The following is a 20,964-nucleotide window of genomic DNA, read 5'->3' as shown; positions in this document are numbered from 1 at the left end:
TACCAGCTACACCCTGACGTTTGAGGTATCTGCCTTGGGGTATTATGAATTGGTTGCCTGGCATGCTCATATGGTGTGGAACGCACTTAAGCGGCATGGACGGTGAGATTCACCGGGCCACAGGCAGCTTTTGTAGACGACGGTGCAAGAAAGCCGTCCAAGGCCACGTTGGGAGAACGATGCCACACGCTTATTCCCGTGCCGCTCAGGCACATACATCATCAGATGAGGGCAGAATTCGCCTGCAGAAGCTCCTGGCCCAAGCCGGCTTCGGTTCCAGGCGCAAGTGCGAACTCATGATCACCGAAGGTCGGGTTGAGGTGGACGGCGAACTGGTGACCGAACTGGGGACACGGGTGGACCCCCAGCGCCAGCAGATCCGGGTCGATGGCTCGCGGGTGCGGGTCAACCCCAACCATGTCACCCTGGCCCTGAACAAACCCAAGAAGGTCCTATCCACCATGGACGACCCCAAGGGCCGCTTCACCCTTCGGGACATCGTGGGAGACAAGTACGAGCGGATCTTCCACATGGGACGTTTGGACTACGATTCCGAGGGTCTGATCCTCATGACCAACGACGGCGAGCTCAGCCAGCACGTCATGCACCCCAAGTATGAGGTCGAGAAGACCTACATCGCCACCCTGGAGGGCAAGATCACCGGCAATGTCTGCAGGCGCCTGGTCACCCAGGGAGTCAACCTGGACGACGGGCCCATCCGCCTGGACCACTGCGCCATCATCGACAGCAAGCATGACAGCACCATGGTCAAGGTGGTCATCCATTCGGGTAAGAACCGCGTGGTCCGCCGCATCTTCGGCGCCATCGGCTTCCCGGTCAAACGGCTGGTGCGCACCCAGATCGGCCCCATCAAGCTGGGTGACCTCAAGCCCGGCTCCTACCGGGTGCTCTCACAGACCGAGGTCCGGTCCCTATCCAAGGAGGTGGGCCTGTGATACGGGTAGCCATTGATGGGCCGGCAGGAGTCGGCAAGTCCTCGACCTCCAAGGCCCTGGCCCAACACTTCGCCTTCGCCTACCTTGATACGGGTGCCATGTACCGGTCCTGCGCCTGGTGGTGTCTACAGCAGGGCTTCGACCTTGATGCGCCGACCCTGAACGAGGAAGCCATCACCGAAGCCGTCGGCGAGTTCTTCACCGAGGGCCACTTCGATGTCAGCCTGGATCCGCAGAACCCCAAGGTCCTGTGCGACGGCCAGGACATCAGCGAGGCCATCCGCTCCTCCGAGGTCTCCAGCCATGTCTCCCGCGTTTCCGGCATCATACCCGTCCGCCATGTCCTCATTGCGGCCCAGCGGGCCTATATGGCCGGGGAAGCGGACGAGGAGTCCTTCTCCAAGGGGGCTGGAATCGTCGCCGAGGGCCGTGACATCACCACCGTGGTGGCCCCCGACGCCGAGGTACGCATCCTCCTGACCGCCCGCGAGGAGGTCCGGCAGGCCCGCAGGAGTGGCCAGGCCAGCCTCGCTGCGGGTGTGGGTAGGGACGATGTGGCGGCCAGGGACAAGGCCGATTCCCTAGTCACCTCATTTTTGACGGCGGCAGATGGTGTCCATACGGTCGACAACTCCGACCTGACCTTCGAGCAGACCCTTGATGTCCTGATCCAATTGGTGGACGAGGCCATTGAGGAAGAGGAGACCGAGCGGTACGCGGCCAACCTGCAAGGTTACGACCTGGATGAGGAGGACCAGCGGCTCCTTGAAGGCGACGGCCTGGGCGCTTTCGATGACCAGCCCCAGCGCAAGGAGGTTGGCGTTCTGGCCGTGGTGGGCCGCCCCAACGTGGGCAAGTCCACCCTGGTCAACCGTATTCTGGGCCGTAGGGTCGCCGTTGTCGAAGACACCCCCGGAGTGACCCGAGACCGTGTCTCCTATGATGCGGAATGGGCCGGTACCGACTTCAAACTTGTTGACACCGGCGGTTGGGAGGCCGATGTGGAAGGCATCGAGTCGGCCATCGCCTCCCAGGCCCAGATCGCCGTGCAGCTCTCCGATGCGGTCATCTTCCTGGTCGATGGGCAGGTGGGCATCACCGCCACCGATGAACGGATGATCAAGGTCCTGCGCGAATCCGGCAAGCCGATCATTCTGGCCGTCAACAAGATAGACGACAACACCGCCGAATACCTGACCGCCGAATTCTGGAAGATGGGCATGGGCGAACCCTTCCCGATCTCCGCCATGCATGGTAGGGGAGTGGGTGACCTGCTGGACAAGGCAGTGGACACCCTCAGGAAGGCCGACCGGACATCGGGGTTCCTGACCCCCGGCCACCTGCGTAGGGTCGCCTTGGTGGGCCGCCCCAACGTGGGCAAGTCCTCCATGCTCAACCAGCTGGCCCACGAGGAGCGGGCCGTGGTCAACGACCTGGCCGGCACCACCAGGGATCCGATTGATGAGGTCATCAGCATCGACGGTGAGGACTGGCTTTTCATCGACACCGCCGGCATCAAGCGACGGCTCCACAAACTCTCAGGGGCTGAATACTACTCCTCACTGCGCACCCAGGCCGCCATCGAACGATCCGAACTGGCCCTGGTGCTCTTCGATGCCTCGGAGCCCATCTCTGACCAGGACCTCAAGGTCATGAGCCAGGCTGTGGACGCGGGCAGGGCCATCGTGCTGGTCTTCAACAAATGGGACCTGATGGACGAGTTCGACCGGCAGCGGCTGGAACGTTTGTGGAACACCGAATTCGACAGGGTCACCTGGGCCCAAAGGGTCAACCTCTCCGCCAAGACCGGCTGGCACACCAACCGTCTGGTCTCGGCCATGAGGACCGCCCTGGAGTCCTGGGACCAGCGGGTCCCCACCGGCAAACTCAACTCCTTCCTGGGCAAGATCCAGGCCGCCCATCCCCACCCGGTGACCGGTGGCAAGCAGCCCCGCATCCTCTTCGCCACCCAGGCCTCGACCAGGCCTCCCCGCTTCATCCTCTTCACCTCCGGCTTCCTGGAGCACGGCTACCGTCGTTTCCTGGAACGCTCCCTGCGTGAGGAGTTCGGCTTCGAGGGCACACCCATACAGATCTCGGTGCATATCCGAGAGAAGAAGAAGCGTTAGCCCCAAGGGCATCCCATAGCAGGGGGTGGGTCGCGGCCGATTCGGCTTCGTGACCCACCCCCCTTGCTGTTCCCCGTCCTCACCTTCCCGCGCGGATTGCACGCCTGCGGGCACTGCGCTTGGGGCCGGGAAACCTTGCCACTTGTGTTTACCCAGCAAGAGGTGACACAAGGGCCACTACCGTCACTTCTGACCTTGGCGCTTGCCAATGCTTGGTAGGCAAGCTCTCTGGGGGTTGATGCCATACGGAATGGAGGGGCCATGAGCAGGTCTCAAGACAGCGACTCCTGGCGCATGTCTGATGTGGTTACGGGAATCCGCTTTTTTGGCTCTCTTATTGTGGGATTTGCCTTGCCGTTAATGCTGGCTGTCAGTCTGGTGGCCCATTGGTCGCCCTGGGGAAGGACGCATGGTTGGGTGCACGGCCTCATGGCCGTCCTGGGCATGGTGGGCATATTCCTGGTCTGGTTCTTTGGCTCCATGCTGACGGATGGGCTGGTAGATGTGCTCATAGCCAAACAGGAGCATCCTCTGCTCAACGAGATGATGGGTGAGATTATTGGTTACCTCTTTCTGGCCGCGCTCCTGCTCCTGGTTTTTGTTGATGTCAAAGGAGCCCTACTCTCCGCCCTGATTGGCACTGGCCTTGCTGTCGTACTGGGACTGCTCACCAATATGATCATGGAAGGTCATGATGAACATGCGGATGGGCAGGACACTGATGCCCCCCAGTGATGCCCTGGCCATTTGCGGACATCCATAGACAACTGTGGAATAACCTGACACAATGGAAGATATTGTCACCGCGAATGTCTTGTTTCTTCCATAGAGATGAACCGTTGGGATGACGATAGAGTGCAGCATTGCCGTCAAGATAAAAGAGAGTGGTTAAAGCCATGAACGGTAATAGGAGAATCGTCCTTGAGTCAGTGATGACCTGGTGCCTGCTCATCGCCTCGGCTTTGACCTACATACATTCACATCATTCCGCCTGGACCATCATCCTTCTGCTCCTGGGCAGTCTGACGGCTGTGTTGAGCACCCTTTATGAACGCCACAGGGAGGGGCCTGTGGATATGAAGGCCATTGATGCCGATTGAATCTCAGTGAGATTAGAGCCTACCGGGAGACCGACCCAGAACTGTCCCTGACCAAAGCCATGGAGGAACTGTCCAAGGCAAAGATACAGAAGGATACTTCCTCGCCAGTCATCTAGCTACACCCCAAGGAGATACCGTGAGTTTCCCCATGGACTACAAGGACCCGGTCCAAGAGCGTCAAGACATGGGTCGTCGCACTGCTTGTCGGCGTAGGTCTTACTGTAGGGGAATTTAGGAGAGGATAGGACATGAAGGCTGAAATGGACGCCGCTAGGAACACGATTCCTCAAGCAGAACCACAACCTGATACGAATAAGAGTGCCCTAGCCATTGTGGGAGGCTCCTTTGGGTGCGCCCTGATAGTGGCCCATCTGGCTCATTACGTCAGCGGATCGCTACTTGTAGGGGCCTATTTGTACCCCCTGACCTGGGCCTTGATGAGTGTTGTCCTGTCTGTCATGGCGCATGGTGACAGGATTCATGGGAAGTTGGCCACCGTGGCCTGGAGCTTCTTGGCTGTGGCCCTGGTTATGGCCCGTGTGGTCAGGATAGCGAGTGGGTCCCCGCTCATGGCGCTTATGGCCTATCCGGCCCTGTGGTTGCTGATGATTGCTGTGATGGCTCTGCCCCGCAAAGCCGAAGCAGAGAGCTGATTATCCCTATGAGAAGGGGCTCGTCTGGAGACTGGTGAGCCAGATGAGCCCATGGGGGCAGCACCATGAATTGGCATCCAAAACGCTATTCGCCCGGCAACGATGATGTACGGGACCAATAGCCTCCACCCCCCCCCCCTAACCGGCTTGTGCCGTTTAAGGCCAGATCTCTTTTCCACTTTCCCTCTCAGACCTGTGCTGGCTCTCCCATGTCCTCCTGAGAGGACACTTTCTGTTTCTACCTTGTTCCGTCCTTTCCCAAAGTCTTGTATGGGAAGCAAGACGTAGCAACTTTGTTGCGGAAAGGCAGGAATGATGATTGGGAATGGGAAGACACAAGCTCCACTGGCGGTGATGACCCAGGGGTTGGTGAAACGCTATGGTGACTTCACAGCCGTCGATGGACTGGACCTTCAGGTGCCACAGGGGGGTGTATACGGACTGCTGGGCCCCAATGGGGCTGGCAAGTCCACGACCATGAAGCTGCTTCTGGGCCTGACATCGGCTACGTCCGGGCGCATGTGGATGCTTGGGCAGGAGCTGGGACGTAAGCAGCGGCTTGCACCGGGGCGTGTGGGTTCCATGATTGAAGGCCCCAGTTTCTACCCTGGGCTCTCGGGCCTGGATAATTGCCGCATGGTGGCTGACTACTTAGGGCTGCAGAGCTCGGCGGCTCCTAGGGTGCTGGCCAAGGTCGGGCTGTCCGGCCATGAGGGCAAGAAGGCGTCAGACTATTCTCTGGGCATGAAGCAGCGGTTGGGGATTGCCATGGCTCTCATCTCCCGGCCCGAACTCCTCCTGCTTGACGAGCCGACCAATGGTCTGGATGCCGAGGCGGTGGTCGAGGTTCGGCAGATGATTGTGGACCTGGCCCGCAGGGAGGGGGTGACCGTCATCATCAGCAGCCACATTCTCTCGGAGATTGAGAGGATGGCGCCGGCGGTCGGCATCATCGCTGGGGGCAGGCTGCTCTACCAGGGTTCCTTGGAAAATCTGCGCGAAGCTGGGTACATAGACCTGCGGGTCTCAGACCCACGAGCGGCTGCGGCTCTTCTTGAACATTCCGGTGTGGGCTATCGGCTGACAGCTCAAGCTGGCCTGCTTCAAATACCTGAGCTGCCGGACCAGACGGTTGCCGGCCTGGTCTCACAGATGGTCTCCCAGGGGTTGCAGGTCTACCGGGTGGCCTCCGAACGCAAGAGCCTGGAGGAGGCCTTCCTGGAATTGGTGGAGAGCCCGTCGGCCCAGGAAGAGCCCAGTGGCAGGGGAGGAGCACGATGAGTCAGGTCGCATACACACCAGCATCCTCTATGGCTCAGCAGAGTCACGGCAGACCTCCGCGATCTGGCAGGGGGACAAGCAGCCCCCGGGTTCCCATCGCCTTGGAGTTTCGCAAGTTGAAGGGATCCTCCTTCTGGTGGATGGCTGGGGGCATGATGCTGCTCTTGTCCGCCTGGTCGGCTGCAGCGCTCCTGAAGCGGGCCGGTGGGGCTCCTGCCCAGCGCACCATGGAACTGTCCCAGTCGGAGACCTTCCAGATGGTCGGCCTGCTGGCTCCCATCTTCGCGGCCCTCCTGACCAGTCGTCTGGCTGTCTTGGAGACCAGCGAGCGCATGAATCTCACCTGGCTGTCCCTGGGCCAATCCGACCTGTCCCGTTTCTGGTGCAAGTTGCTGGTGTCTGGAACTGCCCTTGGTCTGTGCTTCCTTCTGCCCTTATGCTGGATCCCTCTGGCTGCCCAGGCCATGGGTTTTGGCCGGTCTGGCAGTCTTGCCAGCTTACTGGTGCTTCCGGCTTGCATCGCCTTCCTCTCATGCTTGGCGGTGTCGGCCCTGCAGTTGGTCATCTCATTGTTGGTGGATAGGCAGGCGGTGGGGCTGGGGGTCGGCGTGATCGCCGGATTGGTCGGCTCGGGCCTGGGGCCAATGGGTCTTCCATGGCTGGGTTGGTTGTTCCCTGCCGGCATTTCTTCGGCGGCCAACCCCTTCCAGGTCCAGGCCACCGCAGACGGCTATGCCCAGGTCAGCTTGCGCAGTCATGGCTGGGGGTTGCTGGGCGCTAGCCTGCTGGCCTGCCTGTTCTGGGTCCTCGTATCAAGCATGCTCATCAAGGTCAAGGAGGCACAACGATGAACAAGCAAGCACTGATGAATCTCAAGCATGCCAGCTTGATCGGCCCCGAGAGAAGGAGGCCTTCGGTTCTGGCGGCTTTTCGCTGGGAGATAGGCAAGGCCGGCAACCTCTGGTACTGGTTGGCCTCCCTCCTTTTTGACGCACTCGGTATCTTCAACGGTTGGAGCCAGTATGTCAGCTATCGGCAGGACTTCCAGCAGCAGGGTGTGACCTGGGCAGCCGTCTGGGGCCAAGCCATGCTCCTGCCCAGTATGGTCTTCATACCGGTACTGGTTGCAGCCTTTGCCGCCCAGACCGAGGTCAAGGAGCACCAGGGCCGCAACTGGCAGCGGCTCAATGCCTCCGGAACCTCCGGGGCCGCCAGGGCGGCCAAGATGCTTCACGGCCTGGTCGCCTCCTTCCTGACCATCGTGATCTTCGAGCTAGAATTTGTGCTCGCCGGTAAGTTCCTGCTTGGTTTTGACCCTGGTGAGCTGAGCCCATATCTCCTGCGTGGCATCCCCATGACGCTGGCCGTATGGGCCATCATGACCATCACCCAGGCAGTGGCCAGCAAATGCGAATCCTTCGCGGGGACCATGAGCATCATGCTCATGCTCACCCTGGCTGGATGCGCCCTCTCCCTCTTGGTCCCCGCTCTTGCCCTGCCCTACCCCCTGGCCCTGATCACCAGCGCTTCGTCGGTCAGGAATCTGGATGCCCTGGCCTCCCCACAATCCATGATCCTGTCAATAGTGGTCTCCCTCCTATGGGTGCTCATCGGCGCCCTGCTGTTCCGGCGTTGGTCCAAGTCGGCCAAGTGAAGGAGGCGGCCATGGTGTGGAAAGGGGATAATAAGGTGGTCATGAAAGCAACGGAACCGGCGCCAGCCACTGCGGGAGAGGAGCAGGGAGAGCCAATGAACACTCCAAACGGACTGCTTGGCCAGCTCGGGGACCTATGGAAGCGGCCATCCATGGTCTACATTCCCGTCTTTCTGTGTGCCCTCTATGAGACCATGATGGTCACCAGGCTTCTCCTCTTGCCGCGGCTGGCCAATCCAACGCTTGCATCGCGGATATCCGGGACCCATTGGGGTCTGCCGCTGTTCCTGGCCCTGCTGGTGCTGACCCTAGCGCTCCTATGCCTGCGTAGGTCCAGGCCGGGCTGGACCCTGCTGGGCATCAGCGGCCTGGTCTTCCTGACTGCCCTCTGCTACGGCTCCGCCATGGTCTATCCGCTGATACCCTGGCTGGTCGCCCTCTACACCGACATGGTCGAGGCGGCAACGCTCAGGAGTCTGGCCGCAAGTCTCCTGCCCAGTCTGGTGCTGGTTGTCCTTGCGCTGGCGCTCGCATCCCTCTGGCATAAGGAATGGGACTTGCCCTCCCTGCTGTACCCCATGGGTTTCTTCTCTCTGCTTGTCATGGGCCTTGGCCTTATCTCCAGAATGCTTCATGAGCGGAGGCGTTCCGAACGCTCATTGCAGGAGGAGCAGGAACGGAACCTGGCTTTGGCCCAGCAGCGTGACCAGGCGCTCACACAGTCCAGGATCGCGGCAGAGCTCCACGACAGCGTGGGGCATGATCTGACCGCCATCATCTCCCTGTCGGAGGGATTGGACCAGGCGACCGGCCAGCCCCAGGTCGATGAGGCGATTACCTTGATCAACGACCTTGCTCGTCAGGGTCTGACCGACACCCGAACGGCTGTCAAGGCCTTGGATTCCAGCGACTTGCAGACCAGAGAGTCCACTCCCGGCAGGGATGTTGGACCTCATGGCTGGGAGGACATAGGCCCTGTACTCGACCATGCCCGGCAGGCCGGCCTGGCAGTGGCCTTGACGGAAACGGGGCATCGCAGTGCGACGGGCCCTCTCTCGGACCTATGCTTCAGCCTGACCAGGGAGGCGGTGACCAATGCCATGCGCCACGGTAGGGGAGTGGACCGGATTGTGATCTCCTGGGACCATGACGCCCAGGGAGGGGTAGCCATCAGCATTCGTGACAATGGCAGGGCTGACCTGGTGCAAGCCGGTGGAGGTACGGGCCTGAACCGCCTCTCGGCACGGGTGGAAGCGGCGGGAGGCACGCTGTCGGCAGGCTTCAGTGATACCGGTTGGACCCTGAGCGCGCAGCTTCCGGCGCTACCAGGGCAGGATGAGAAAGTGACACTGGCTTGATTCGCGTCATGATTGTCGACGACCAGCGACCGACCAGACTGGGCCTGGCCCTCATGGTTGCCAAGGACCCACAGCTGGAGGTGGTCGCCCAGGCAGGCGATGGGCAGGAGGCTCTCGACGGCCTGGCCGTCATGCAGGCTGAGGGAACACCCCTGCCCGATGTGATACTGATGGATGTGCGTATGCCCGTGATGGACGGCCTGGATGCCACTGCCGCAGTCAAGAGGTCCTATCCCGGCATTCATGTGCTGATCCTCACCACCTACGATGAGGACGACTACGCCTTCGGGGCACTGAACGCCGGCGCCTCGGGCTTCCTGCTCAAGGATGTCAAGACCTCCGACCTGGGCCGTGCCATTCATGCCGTCAATGGGGGAGATGCCATCCTCACCCCACGGATTACCGCCGAGGTGATTCGCAGGGGAGTGCGCACAAGCCCAGACGACCAAGGCAGGGATCGGATCCGGCGGGCTTTTGACCGGTTGGGTAGGCGCGAGCTTGAGGTGGCATCCCTGGTCAGCCAGGGCCTTACCAATGCTGAGATAGGCGATCGCCTTCAACTGCAGACCGACTCGGTGAAGAAGACGGTCAGTCGGGTGCTAGCCAAACTGGAGGTCAGGGAACGGGTCAATATAGCGGTGCTGTGGTATCAGGCTGGACAGGATGCACGCCTTATGCCCTGATCAGTCCGACTGGCAGCAGGCTCAGACCTGAGATCAGTGGAAACGGACATGTTGCTTCAGTGATGTCTATGCCGTTCATGATGGCGGTGATGGCTGTTTCAGTATGGCGGCCTGCTGCCGTCGCTTGCCAGGCATTGGTTTTCAACCCTGTTCTGACTGTTTGAAACTCTAGACAAGGTAATATAGGGCGCCCGATATGGTAAAGCCCAGTATCAAAGCAAACGTCGGCACAATGAACGTAGCAAGGGGTATTTCCTTGCGCCCATTGGAGAGTATGCCGAGGATGGCACCGAAGGCGCCGAAGCCCATCAGAAAGCCTGTCAGGAAGTAGAGGGCCGGATCATGCTGGTCAACCTACAGATAGAGAACTTGTGCCGCGATTCCGACAAGAAGCTGCCCAAGACAGACATTGGAAAGACCTCGCATGTTCAAGCGACCTATTGGCACAAGCAATTTCTGCTTCTTGACCATGTGCTCCGCGTCTCCTTAATGATGCTCTTCAAACCCCTCCGCCGTACTGCATGCAAAGAGCCTATTGGACTCATCCTAGCACTGGCAATCATGTGAATGCATATGCTGGCTTGGTTCTGGCTATCCGCGCGAAGTGTATGCGATTGCTATGCGTGAACTCTCGCTGCCGATTGAGAAGAAGGGGCTTCCTTCCTGCTCCAATGTTCCGCTTCCCATCAACTGATGGGTCCCTATGGACAGAGAACCAGAACGAGCATGAACCCTGTACCCGCTTGTTGCTGTAAGACTTTCCTGTAGGGAAATCCTGGCGGAGCTGGCTGACAGCTCGCAGCTGCCACTCACGACCAAGGACTTGGATTCAATGCTGCTGCTGGTGGCAGACAAGCGTGCGTCTTGGCAGCTCACATCCTGCATGCGCAGGGATCCGTCAGTCACCTCACCGTCGAGCTCCTTCAGCTTGATGTCGCTGAGCTTTGCCGAACCCGACTGCACTCGCACACTGAGCAGGTCAAGTGTTCGCCGGAGTGGCAGGGCCAACACCAGTGAAGGGTTTGTCCATAGCCAAGACAGGGAAGGTCTGTCCTTTCGTGCTTTCTTCTGCCAAACTGGCGCCCTTTGCTCCATTGATACGCTGCCAGGGATGATGAGATCCCCCAGAGTGCAGGAACGTAGGTACACTCCTGGTTGGGCGGAGGCTGTTACCAGCAGCTGTATGTCGCCGGTTACTGTAGAAATGGAGTTGATGTCTTCCAATTCCATGACCTTATTGAGTTGGGTTAAGTCCAACATCTGCATACTGTCCTATCCTTCTCGCAGCCAGCACACGAAACCCTCCAATGTTCATGGTGATCTTTCTTGGGTTACGTCCAGTGCTGTTGCTGCTGGTTTACTGTTATGAGGACTGCTCTATCTCGTGGTACTACTGCTGTGTAGGCCGAAATATACACTAGTTAAATTTGACTATATATACTAGTGACAGAACTGTCAATAGAGGCAAACTTCTATTCGTATAGCTGGGGTTAACAGGGGAGCGGTTATGAGTGTTCAGGATACGAGATTGCTGGTGCTCGGTGTGGTGAAGCTTCGAGAGCCAACTTACGGTTATGAGATTGAGAAGGAGCTCAAAAGATGGAACGCGGACCGCTGGGCAGGCATCGCCAGAGCGTCCATCTACCATCAGCTGAAGGCACTGACCAAGGCGGGGCTGCTGGAATTTGAGTCGACCGGCAACGAAGGCAAACGCCCCACCCAGTACCGTTACCGTACAACCAAGAGCGGCAGGGAGCAGTTCTCGGCCCTCCTGCGGCAGGAGCTGAACAAGGCTTCGCCGCAACCAGGCGACCTCATGGCCGCCCTCTGCTTCACCCCTTCCATACCGCAGGATGAATGGGAGGACTCTTGCCGCCGGCGGCTGGGGCTGATCGACCTCTTCCTTGCCTCATTTGATGAGGAGATGAACAGGTGGTTCCCCACAGAGGCCGGCAAAGCCGACTATATCCAAGAGATCTTCTACTATGAACAGGCCGCTTTTACCGCGGAACGCCAATGGTTGACCGATTTCCTTGAACGGTTGCCCTCATACTACCCACCCAAGCGATCTGCCTAGCCGTAACCCACCGTCGGCCCGCTTGATATTCTTGCCCTGGTGTCCGAGTTTACGAAGTTATGAGTGTCTCTATAGGGGAGGAGCGCCATTCCCCTCCGCGGCAGAACTATGCACCAACTCTCAGGTTGATACTGATTCGGATTACAGATGATCCGGTAATCAGGTCTGTCTATTGAGGCTCGTGACATCGTTCAGCCGGAGAAGGGCTCACCCTCATGTGTGTCTTTCCCCGCGAATTATCAATGATTGACTTTGTACCGGAGCCAAATGGTGCTGTTGCGGCGGTTCATGCTCTCCAGCGTGAAAGAGACCGGCTTGGTATCGGACAGGCCAGGTACAGCCTGGAACAGGGAAGGGCTATCGGGAGAGCCATCGGCCGCAGGAGAGATGAAAAGACTCAGTTCATCGCATAGACCTTGCTTGATGAAAGACCAGTTCAGAATACCTCCACCGCCAAGCATCACACGGTTCAGGCCGAACAGTTCTTTGAGTTTCTTCATGGCCAGAGGTGCATCCAGATGCGTGCTGCCGGCAATGATATATGGAATGTCCATTCGCCTTAGAAAATCCTTGTATTCAGTGCTCGTCTCCTCGGTCAGCAGCTCGATGACCAGGGCATGGGTGTCACCATAGTCCACGTAATTGTGCTGCCAACCGAGTAGGCCATGTGTATCAATGGAAATGTAGTATTTGTCGGCCTGATTATTCGTCAGAAAGTCGCCATCTGGAACCTTTACGCCATGGTGCAGGTCGGGTTTGAGATAGTTGGTGAAATTCTCCTCCGTCGTTTTTCTTCCCGATAGCCAACCCTGATTGGGGTAGTGCCCTTCCTCGGTGAAGGCTTCACGGTAGAACCAACCGTCCGATCCGTCATCTATTGACATATATGGTCCCGAGATTTTGCCGTCAAGCGACATTTCCATCTGGCAGAATATGTATGGCCTATCCATGTTCTTCTTTCCTCGATGCATTGTCTATGAAATGAGCAGCTATGCGCCCTGTAATGTTCACGGCCAGCTTGTCAGTAGCAGTAGTCTCAGCCATGTTTCCTCCTTGGAGATTGTGCTGCACCAAAGATGTGTGGCTGAGCCTTCATTCTCAACAATCAGGCATGCTACTGCATAATGGTAAATAGCTGCTGGTGACCTGTACAATAAGAAAATTTTGGGAGTGTACCATGCAAGAAATGCATAACTGTTAAGATGTGAGACATGGCCATGAATGAAAAGTCTTTAGCATATTTTCTTGTGGTCGCAGAAAGAGGAAACCTGACCGAAGCGGCAAGGGAGATCGGAATCAGTCAGCCGGCCCTATCTCGCCAGATTCAACATTTGGAAGCTGAAACTGGTAGAGACCTGTTCGACAGGTCCTCCCGAAGACGCTTTTCACTGACTCCCGCAGGACGGTTGTTGCAGAAACGAGCCAAGTCTCTTCTGGGCTTTTGGAAGCAGACACAGCAGGACTTGCAAGCAGCGGGAACAGTCCTGTCAGGAACCATTCGTATTGGGTGTGTAGAGAGCAGTGTCTCCGCCGATTTACCGGCTTGGCTCATGAGTTTCCAAAGTCTGTACCCGGATGCGACGTTTACCCTGTCCACAGGCAATGGCGATAGGTTACGGGACATGCTTGATCATGGCCTACTCGATCTAGTCATTCTCCTTGAGCCGGTGGAAACAGCACGGTATAACTGCGTAGCCTTGCCGATTTCCGATACCTGGGGAATACTCATGCGCTCCGATGATCCCCTTTGCCAACGTGCTGAGCTTGGTGCTGCCGACATCAAAGGCCTGCCCATGCTTCTGCCCGGCAGGGAGATTCCCCTGAACGATTTATTCGACGGTCTTGGTATCCGGCCGGAGCAGATTGTGGTGAAAGGTTCCTCCGACCTCATCAGTAATTCAATCCCCTTGGTTCTTACCGGACAATACTACGAACTAACCATACGGGGCGCCTTCAGCTTGCGACCGGATCCTCGGCTCACCTTCGTTCCGCTTTTCCCCCGCCATACTGTGAGGCATGTATTGGCATGGAGAAAGAACGAGCAGCTCCCTCAATTGGCCGAAGAATTTACGAGGATTATGAGACGACAACAAGAAGAAAGCTAGTAGCGACTGGTGGGTTTTGACGCGCTTAATCTTGCGCCATGCCAATGCCATGTACAAATGGGCAATTGAAATCCACCAATCAAGTGGTCAGAATGGTACGCTTCGTCAATGGATATACGGCTGATTGACGAGACTACCTATCAAACTGATATGGACGAGAAGGTCCTTCCAGCCCTTGAACAATGCCGGTCAGAGGGGTGGATGGAATCCGCCAAGGTCCGTGGCCTGGTGAACATGCCTGCGGGTGTTGGGGCAGGTGACCAGGTGGACAGGCTCCACTATGTCACCTATGATGCCAAGGCCTTCGCGGCTTTGCATATCCCCGGTAGTGCGAATGCCTTCCGTGGAGCCTTGGTTATCTCACGAGGGTTTTCTGAATTTGCGGGAAAATACTCCGAAATGATCTGGTACTTCCTGATGGCCGGATATTCGGTCTGCTTTCTCGAATATCGGGGGCACGGGGATTCTCCCCGAGACCAGGATCCGGCTTTGGTCTGGATTGATGACTGGAGACGGTATGTGGCCGATTTGGCCAAACTCGCCTCGACTGTTGGCTGTCAGGAGGCTCATGGACAAGGGTTATATCTCTATGCCCATTACATGGGGGGGGGGGCACCATCGGGGCTGCAGTGCTTGAACATCATCCATCGTTTTTCACCAAGGCTGTCCTATCAGCTCCCATGATCTCGCCCAAGACCGCTGGTCTACCTACATGGCTTGCCTCAGCTGGGTTGAGCCTGGTCTGCGGTCTGGGGCTAGGCAACCGGCGGGTGCCGGGCCAACCCCTGTTCTCTCAGGAGCCGGAATTGAAAGACTACGAGGGCGCCTCACTCGCTCGGGTAGGCTGGAAGTATGAATTACGGATAGCCAATCCCCGTTATCAAACCGTTACCGCCAGCTTGGGATGAGTCAATCAGGCATTGTCCATGTGTCGAAGCATTGCCTCGCCTGAGGCGTGCCGACGGATGCGGACCCCTCTTCTGGTCTTTGAAGCTGGAGCCGACACCATGGTACATAACACTGCCACGGAAGACTTTGTCAAGATGGTTGCCGATTCAGTGCAGGTGGATAGACAGCTGGTGGCGGGGGCCGCGCATGAGATTTGTTCCATGCCTGATTCAGTCCTGAAACCATACCTACAGACCATCATTGATTACCTCAATGACAGCACGGCCGCGATGACGGGAGTCAGTCGCTGAATGATGATGGTGTGCAAGCAAGGGAGATAGGAATGGCTGGAGGGAGGCCAGCAAACAGGTGGGGAACACGATCCCACCTCCGGCAGCAGCGATTTCTGCATTAATTAACTCTTGAACCGTGATTACGTGCTGATGATCACATACCTTTCACGACAAGGTTCATATACGTGGGAGCAAAGCATCAGTGATAGCCAGCACCAATTCATGGCAGTTCACGCAGACGCATGGAAACAGGTAAAGCCATATACAAGAAACAACTGAGAAACTAAGGCCATGATGGCGGACTGACTAATGAGCCCAGCGGAAGCTGTCGGTATTCCGGTAAATCCTGTGAGCTTCCTGAACGACTAGAGGGGGCTTGCATAGACAAAGTGCCCTAAATATGCCTGAGTTTAGAAAGAAAATGGTCTCAATGTCCATGCGACCAGTTCTCGGATTGAAGAACATCCCGTCTGGTGGTCCGTTGAAGATACTTCCCAGCATTAGAGCAGCCTTGCTTATCTTATTCAATGGTGCAATCAACAGTTTCACCATCTCCGCTAAGGAACGCAAGATAGGTTTGGCCCCAATCTCTTTCGCTGGCACGAGTCCGAATCTACTACTTCTGTTCTCTGCCTTGGATGGCTTCATTCTGATTGCGGCAGGTATTCTTCTCTTTGCCGGTGCGACCTTCATGATTGGTGCCGTTTCGACTGTGGCATACCTGCCTCAATCCAAAAGTTTCTTTACTCTTTCCTCGACAGGTCTTCCTTGAATTCGGTTTCTCATTAGTGCCATTGAATCATTCGCGATATTAATAACGCCGCATCCCAACTTAAGGCAATCGGGCATATCCATTGTTCAAAACGCCAATGACGAGTAACCAGTTTCCCGCGATCAAGTTAGCCAACTCTAACGAGCTGGGCTGCGAAAACAATCAACAGTATTCGGCAATTAACCAACCAGTGCCTTGGTCGCATATACAGTGACAACTCAATTGAGGGGGATATGCAGGGCTAATCCAGGCCATGAAGGCCAAGATCATATGCTGGGCAGGAAACAGAATAAGATTAAATGGGCACGAAGTCATGAAGAGAGTATCGAGCTAAGCTTTAGTCAGCTTTCGAAACTTTTCGTATGAAATTACAGTCAATTGCCTGCTCAAGTGTCCCCGGCAGCAATTCTGATGGGGACACTTGAGCGGCCTGAAAGAACTATCCTGTGGGTCACAAATTTTAGAACTGTTCGTTTTTTCTACTCACCATTAATCCTCTTCTAACAACACGTAGGAGGTGCTTTAATCATTCTCGTATTAGAAACATCTTCCGCTGTAATGCGTGATATGGGTTTTCTAATCAACTACAAACTTGATTCGCCGGTCGAAAACCCGCAGCAACTAATTCTCAATACTCGGCATAAGTATAAAACGAACTATGACGATCACATTGCGGAGAGCATCAAGGGGATTTTGTAACTGTCTCTCTTTACCGCGAAGGTTCTTGCGTAGCTCAGTTTGAACAAAGCACTCTCCGGAATAATATGGGAATTAACACCGGCAAAGGCAAAAGGAGTGTGTGAGCATGGGCAATCCACAAATAACCCTTGATTGCAGCAAAAGCGACTGTCCGCAATTTGAACCGAAAACAATCCACCTCTCGGAAATCAATTTTATCTATGGCAAGAACGGTACTGGGAAAACTTCGATAAAGAAGTTGCTTTGTGACCAGTACAAAGAACAATATGACATACGCTGTTTTGACGGGTTTGCGGGTCAGGGGGCCGCAGATTACGATTTAAGCTCCATAACCCTTGGCCAGGCCAATGCAGAGGCCAAAGACAAGATAGAGACAATCGACAAAACCATAGCCGACTTAAATTTGACAATTTCCGAGGACTCCGGTACCGACAATTTGGAAAGCAAAAGAAGAAAAATCCAAGACAGTTACACCGGACTCGACAAGGAAATTACAACTTTCTACAAAAAAACAGCATCCAAAATAAAGTCGATGACGGACCCGCAGATATCGATTCCTACCTACAACATTTCCAATTTCATAAAGGAAATCGACAATCAACACCTACTCAGCGACATAGAAGTTGCTGATGCCGAGAATGAATGTAGAACAACAAAATTGCCTAGCGATCCAAATCCAATTCATTGCCCTTCTGTGGACCTAGTGGATTTGGAGGAAAGGGCAAACTCTATACTCACGACCAGCCTATCCGCATCAATAGCGCCGAGAGGGATCGGAGATGATGAGAAAAAGCGTTCATTCGCGGCACAAGGAATGCATGTTCACGATAGAAAAAGTGACACAATATGTGCTTTCTGCGGAGGGAACCTGACTCCAGACCGGTGGGGAGAACTCGACAAGCTTTTTAACGGCGTTCCGCAAGAATTTGAGCATGAGATCGATTCATTAATCAGGGAAGTAAACTCACATATTAATGATCTTAACCTTGTTAACAAACTTGAAGAGTCCAGATTCTATCCAAAATTGAAAACCAAGGTTCATGAGTTCAACAACGAGCTCAGCGAATCAAAGCAAAACACATTACGTCAGCTGGAGAAAATATACAACGCTCTGAATAAGCGCAAAGATAACTTGTTCTCCTCTCCGACTCCTGTAGATATAGACACCGCTGCTTGCAACGGGTCACTGAAACAAATTCACGACACTTTGATTAACGATAACCATAACTATGGAGAGGCTATCGAACAGAAACGAAAGGCAGCGCAGGACCGTTTGCGGTACCACCACATCGCCGTCATGCTAAACGAATTCGATCACAAAAACAAGCTGGCAAGACTCGATGGTTTGGAACAGGATCTAGAAACCGCCAAGCAGGAGGTGTCCAAAGTGCAGAAAGAGATTAAAACCTTACATACACAACGGCAAAGAGAGGTAAACAAAACCACCAATGAGACTGAGGCAGCTAAAATGATAAATGACAGTCTTCGCTCTTTAGGAACAACTGCTTTCAGACTGGAGTTGTTTCCTGATAACTCTGGCGCAAAAGGCCAATACGAGATTGTCAGCAATGGTCATAAACGAGACCTGTCTACGCTCAGTACCGGTGAGCTTAATTTAGTCGGTTTCCTGTATTTCATGCAGAAGCTGCGAAGCAGGAACGACGATGACGATCCAATGTTAGTCATCATGGACGACCCTATGAACAGTAACGACGATTCGTCACAATACTTAATGTACAGTGCCATAAGCAGATTCTATGGAGGAAAAGGCAAAACCCCTCAGAAGAGAGAAAACGACATATTTGTTCTCTTGACACACAATGCTAATTTCTTCATCAACGCTCGTCCATACAATTATGATCCAGCAAATAAGAAAAAAATATCCTTCACTCTGAATAAGGCTGCTGATCTCACAAGAATCAACAAAATTCCCGATAAAGAACACGACATCCAAACCGGCTACAGTGCATTATGGCAAGAACTGCGATTCGCGTACGATAATGAGAAACCTGGTTTCATGTGGAACCCCCTCCGCAGGATTATCGACACTTTCTCCAGCTTTAACGGTGTCCCATCATTGAGGGAGATTCTAGACGATTCCAGTGCTGCGGATGCCGAATGCACAATTGCAGGAGAAATCAAAAAAGGCATGGACACCAACTCACATGAGCTATACGACATAGATATCGATCCAAATAGTCATACTTGTGAACAGATATTAGAGTTCGCACGCTGGTATTTCAAGGAAGTTGACCATGAACAGCATCTTGACTCTTTTTGGCAGCGTGTTAGTCAGTGACTAGAGGCTCTTTACTTGAGATCTCACCTCTTGACAAGTTCATATATATCGGAAAGTTTGAATCCAAGAACTTTATGCCCGATAGAATTAGGCTGAAAGAACTATATTTAGCATGTCATGATATCCTGTACATCTCTGCAGCAAACAGTAGCAGGTTGATAGCGAAGAACGCACACACTCAATTGGGTTGGATTCATACAAGCAAAGTCGATGTTTAGCCTGGGTGGAGGATTCGATATACCCGATTGTGACAAACAAACAGCTCTAAGAGGTTCACACCTTGGAGCTGTTTCTATCTCGTCGGACCGGCGTGATTTGAACCTGCGAACCCTTGTAAGTTAGGCCGCTGTTCTGGTTCATGTGAGCTGCCTTTAACTGCTGCTAACTATCCAAGGCATAAAGCCATTCCTGGCATGTTCCGAGTATTAACTGATACGAACTAATTCAGGTACTTATGAGTAGCTATGTGCCCGATTAGATTCTTCAAGAGCTCACCAAACTTGAGTTTTTTGAAACAGTATTCAGAAATGGGCTGAAACTGTTAATGACTTCTCAGATCTGTTGGTCCAAGTGGGACTGGAGATACATGAGGTTATAGAGTCAGTCTGGCGTTTTAATGGAAAGGTTCGAAAGCTTATGTGTGGCGGACATATCTCATTGTCACTTGTCCAGTGAAGCAACTGGGTACGGCCAGGCCATCGGTGGTTTTGTATCCGATGACCTTTCCATCTCGGCAGTCGGCTTCATATAGGTTCTTCACCGCGAACCAGGCCGTTCTCTCTTGGTGGGGCTTCTCATATGCTGGCCTGGCATATCCTGCTGGCGGCTGCTTGGTATCCGCATGCCCGTAGTCGTCGATTTCACCCACTGCTGCCTTCTTGCCCTCAACATCAACGAGAAGGATGCTCCTGATGAGGGACTTGTTCTTAGCTAGTGGCGGTTTTCCTAGAGTGATAAGGGTACGGCCTTCATGGCTCTCCGCATTCTTCAGGTGGGCTTCAATGACCTCTTTCCCGCTGTAGGAACCGTCGGAGGTCAGCTTGTAAGCCACGATTTCCCGGTCAGAGGAGAGTGGGTCGTTTTGCTGGTATGCCTGTAGCAGCACCGGGTGATACTTCAGCTTGGCCACTGTCCGGTAGGTGGAGCCGGTTTGGTCCATGACCCAGTCGCTAATCCTGTGGTTGATGGCCGACAAGACTGTGAGCATCTTATCCAGGTACTGGTCCGTTTGAATGCCAAGGACATTCTCTCCGTGGGAGACCCTGTTGTGTAGACGGCGAATCCTATCGACATCAAGCAGGATCTTCACCCGGTGCTGGTCATTGACCTTACCTTGGGTAAGCTCTGGGAAAGCGTACCGCAGGGCCTCTTTCCAGAGTTGCCGTGCAGCCACTGCCCTGCGGATGTAGTCATGGTCTTTGCTCTTGAACTCAGTTGGACCCAGTAACTGTTGCCAGCTGCCGAACATTAATTGCGAAAAGGCATCGTCCCTATTCGGGTATTGACCATGTTTGGGGTGGGTGGAATCGTTTTGCCATACCCGGTATACCTTCCGGCAGGAACTCCATATCTTCTTTATTTGATTTGTGCCCAGTAATATCATAATAAGAGGTGGAACTCCCTGCAGAGGAACACCCGTATCACCGTTGAACCAGTCGTCCCGTGGTGTTTCCCCAAGCCAGTCAGCATATCCCCTGGCATGAGCCCAATCTAAAAGCGCCTTGTCTATTGCATTGCGCACACTCATCTCGACGAAGGAATTCTGCGTGACTGCCACTCCAGAAAAGAGGGAGTTCCACCGGTATAAGTCCGCAGCACTGACCTTCGGCCACGCCAGGGCCTCCTGCTCGTAGGGTTCCATGCGCTTGGGCGACATCGCCAGCGCTAGGACCGACTGAGTCGTAGCTTCCATAAGATTATGGGGCCTATAGTAACTAAATGTGTGGATTATGATGCTGGTTTGGCCTTGTGGCAGTAGGCGTGTCTAGGGGTTATTAACAGCCGGATTGGTAATAGG

At 54.8% G+C, this 20,964-nt stretch carries 17 protein-coding genes; 14 read left to right on the top strand and 3 right to left on the bottom strand.

Annotated features, from left to right (window positions below; translation table 11 throughout):
• Positions 1-179: 179 nt before the first annotated feature.
• The 9 genes from CRD60_RS02465 (at position 180) to CRD60_RS02425 (ending at position 9,814) form a co-directional block, all read left to right on the top strand.
• Positions 180-956, top strand: a complete 777-nt coding sequence (locus CRD60_RS02465; RefSeq protein WP_113859742.1) for a pseudouridine synthase — start codon at positions 180-182, stop codon at positions 954-956.
• A complete protein-coding gene (gene der, locus CRD60_RS02460; RefSeq protein WP_113859741.1) occupies positions 953-3,085 on the top strand; it encodes a bifunctional cytidylate kinase/GTPase Der in 2,133 nt (710 codons plus the stop codon). Before CRD60_RS02465 ends, der begins: the two co-directional genes overlap by 4 nt.
• 261 nt (positions 3,086-3,346) lie before the next feature.
• Positions 3,347-3,820, top strand: a complete 474-nt coding sequence (locus CRD60_RS02455) for a hypothetical protein (protein WP_127975623.1) — start codon at positions 3,347-3,349, stop codon at positions 3,818-3,820.
• A 161-nt stretch (positions 3,821-3,981) separates the two neighbouring features.
• Positions 3,982-4,185: a hypothetical protein gene (locus CRD60_RS08620; RefSeq protein WP_127975622.1), complete on the top strand. Its 204-nt coding sequence runs from the start codon at positions 3,982-3,984 to the stop codon at positions 4,183-4,185.
• Positions 4,186-5,192: 1,007 nt separating this feature from the next.
• Positions 5,193-6,119: an ABC transporter ATP-binding protein gene (locus tag CRD60_RS02445; protein WP_236630786.1), complete on the top strand. Its 927-nt coding sequence runs from the start codon at positions 5,193-5,195 to the stop codon at positions 6,117-6,119.
• A complete protein-coding gene (locus CRD60_RS02440) occupies positions 6,116-6,970 on the top strand; it encodes an ABC transporter permease (RefSeq protein ID WP_113859737.1) in 855 nt (284 codons plus the stop codon). The genes CRD60_RS02445 and CRD60_RS02440 overlap by 4 nt, the downstream gene beginning before the upstream one ends.
• Positions 6,967-7,773 (top strand): ABC transporter permease, encoded by an 807-nt coding sequence (locus tag CRD60_RS02435; protein WP_236630785.1) that lies wholly within the window; start codon positions 6,967-6,969, stop codon positions 7,771-7,773. The genes CRD60_RS02440 and CRD60_RS02435 overlap by 4 nt, the downstream gene beginning before the upstream one ends.
• A gap of 41 nt (positions 7,774-7,814) precedes the next feature.
• Complete coding sequence (locus CRD60_RS02430; RefSeq protein ID WP_161522171.1) at positions 7,815-9,131, top strand: sensor histidine kinase; 1,317 nt, start codon at positions 7,815-7,817, stop codon at positions 9,129-9,131.
• On the top strand, positions 9,128-9,814 hold the full coding sequence (locus CRD60_RS02425) for a response regulator transcription factor (RefSeq protein ID WP_201737193.1): 687 nt from the start codon (positions 9,128-9,130) through the stop codon (positions 9,812-9,814). The genes CRD60_RS02430 and CRD60_RS02425 overlap by 4 nt, the downstream gene beginning before the upstream one ends.
• Positions 9,815-10,405: 591 nt before the next feature.
• On the opposite strand, the gene CRD60_RS09390 is transcribed toward CRD60_RS02425, so the two are convergent.
• Positions 10,406-10,909: a DUF4097 family beta strand repeat-containing protein gene (locus CRD60_RS09390; RefSeq protein WP_407923163.1), complete on the bottom strand. Its 504-nt coding sequence runs from the start codon at positions 10,907-10,909 to the stop codon at positions 10,406-10,408.
• Between the two features lie 412 nt (positions 10,910-11,321).
• On the opposite strand from CRD60_RS09390, the gene CRD60_RS02410 reads away from it, so the two are divergent.
• On the top strand, positions 11,322-11,891 hold the full coding sequence (locus CRD60_RS02410) for a PadR family transcriptional regulator (protein WP_113859732.1): 570 nt from the start codon (positions 11,322-11,324) through the stop codon (positions 11,889-11,891).
• Positions 11,892-12,130: 239 nt separating this feature from the next.
• Here CRD60_RS02410 and CRD60_RS02405 read toward each other — a convergent pair whose 3' ends face one another.
• Positions 12,131-12,841, bottom strand: coding sequence for a dihydrofolate reductase family protein (locus CRD60_RS02405; RefSeq protein ID WP_113859731.1), 711 nt, complete (start codon positions 12,839-12,841; stop codon positions 12,131-12,133).
• Between the two features lie 261 nt (positions 12,842-13,102).
• Between CRD60_RS02405 and CRD60_RS02400 the strand changes: the two genes are divergently transcribed.
• From CRD60_RS02400 to CRD60_RS02385, 4 genes are all read left to right on the top strand, one after another.
• A complete protein-coding gene (locus tag CRD60_RS02400) occupies positions 13,103-13,996 on the top strand; it encodes a LysR family transcriptional regulator (protein WP_113859730.1) in 894 nt (297 codons plus the stop codon).
• A 108-nt stretch (positions 13,997-14,104) separates the two neighbouring features.
• Positions 14,105-14,680: a serine aminopeptidase domain-containing protein gene (locus CRD60_RS09015; RefSeq protein WP_236630784.1), complete on the top strand. Its 576-nt coding sequence runs from the start codon at positions 14,105-14,107 to the stop codon at positions 14,678-14,680.
• 897 nt (positions 14,681-15,577) lie between these two features.
• Positions 15,578-15,949 (top strand): hypothetical protein, encoded by a 372-nt coding sequence (locus CRD60_RS02390; RefSeq protein WP_127975621.1) that lies wholly within the window; start codon positions 15,578-15,580, stop codon positions 15,947-15,949.
• Positions 15,950-16,754: 805 nt separating this feature from the next.
• Positions 16,755-18,947: an AAA family ATPase gene (locus CRD60_RS02385; protein ID WP_113859728.1), complete on the top strand. Its 2,193-nt coding sequence runs from the start codon at positions 16,755-16,757 to the stop codon at positions 18,945-18,947.
• Positions 18,948-19,581: 634 nt separating this feature from the next.
• Here CRD60_RS02385 and CRD60_RS02380 read toward each other — a convergent pair.
• Positions 19,582-20,808, bottom strand: coding sequence for a hypothetical protein (locus CRD60_RS02380; RefSeq protein ID WP_127975619.1), 1,227 nt, complete (start codon positions 20,806-20,808; stop codon positions 19,582-19,584).
• Between the last annotated feature and the right edge of the window lie 156 nt (positions 20,809-20,964).

The sequence above is a fragment of the Bifidobacterium aemilianum genome (genome assembly GCF_003315635.1).
In the GTDB taxonomy this organism is placed as follows: Bacteria; Actinomycetota; Actinomycetes; order Actinomycetales; family Bifidobacteriaceae; genus Bifidobacterium; species Bifidobacterium aemilianum.
This window is presented reverse-complemented; position numbering and strand designations above follow the sequence as displayed.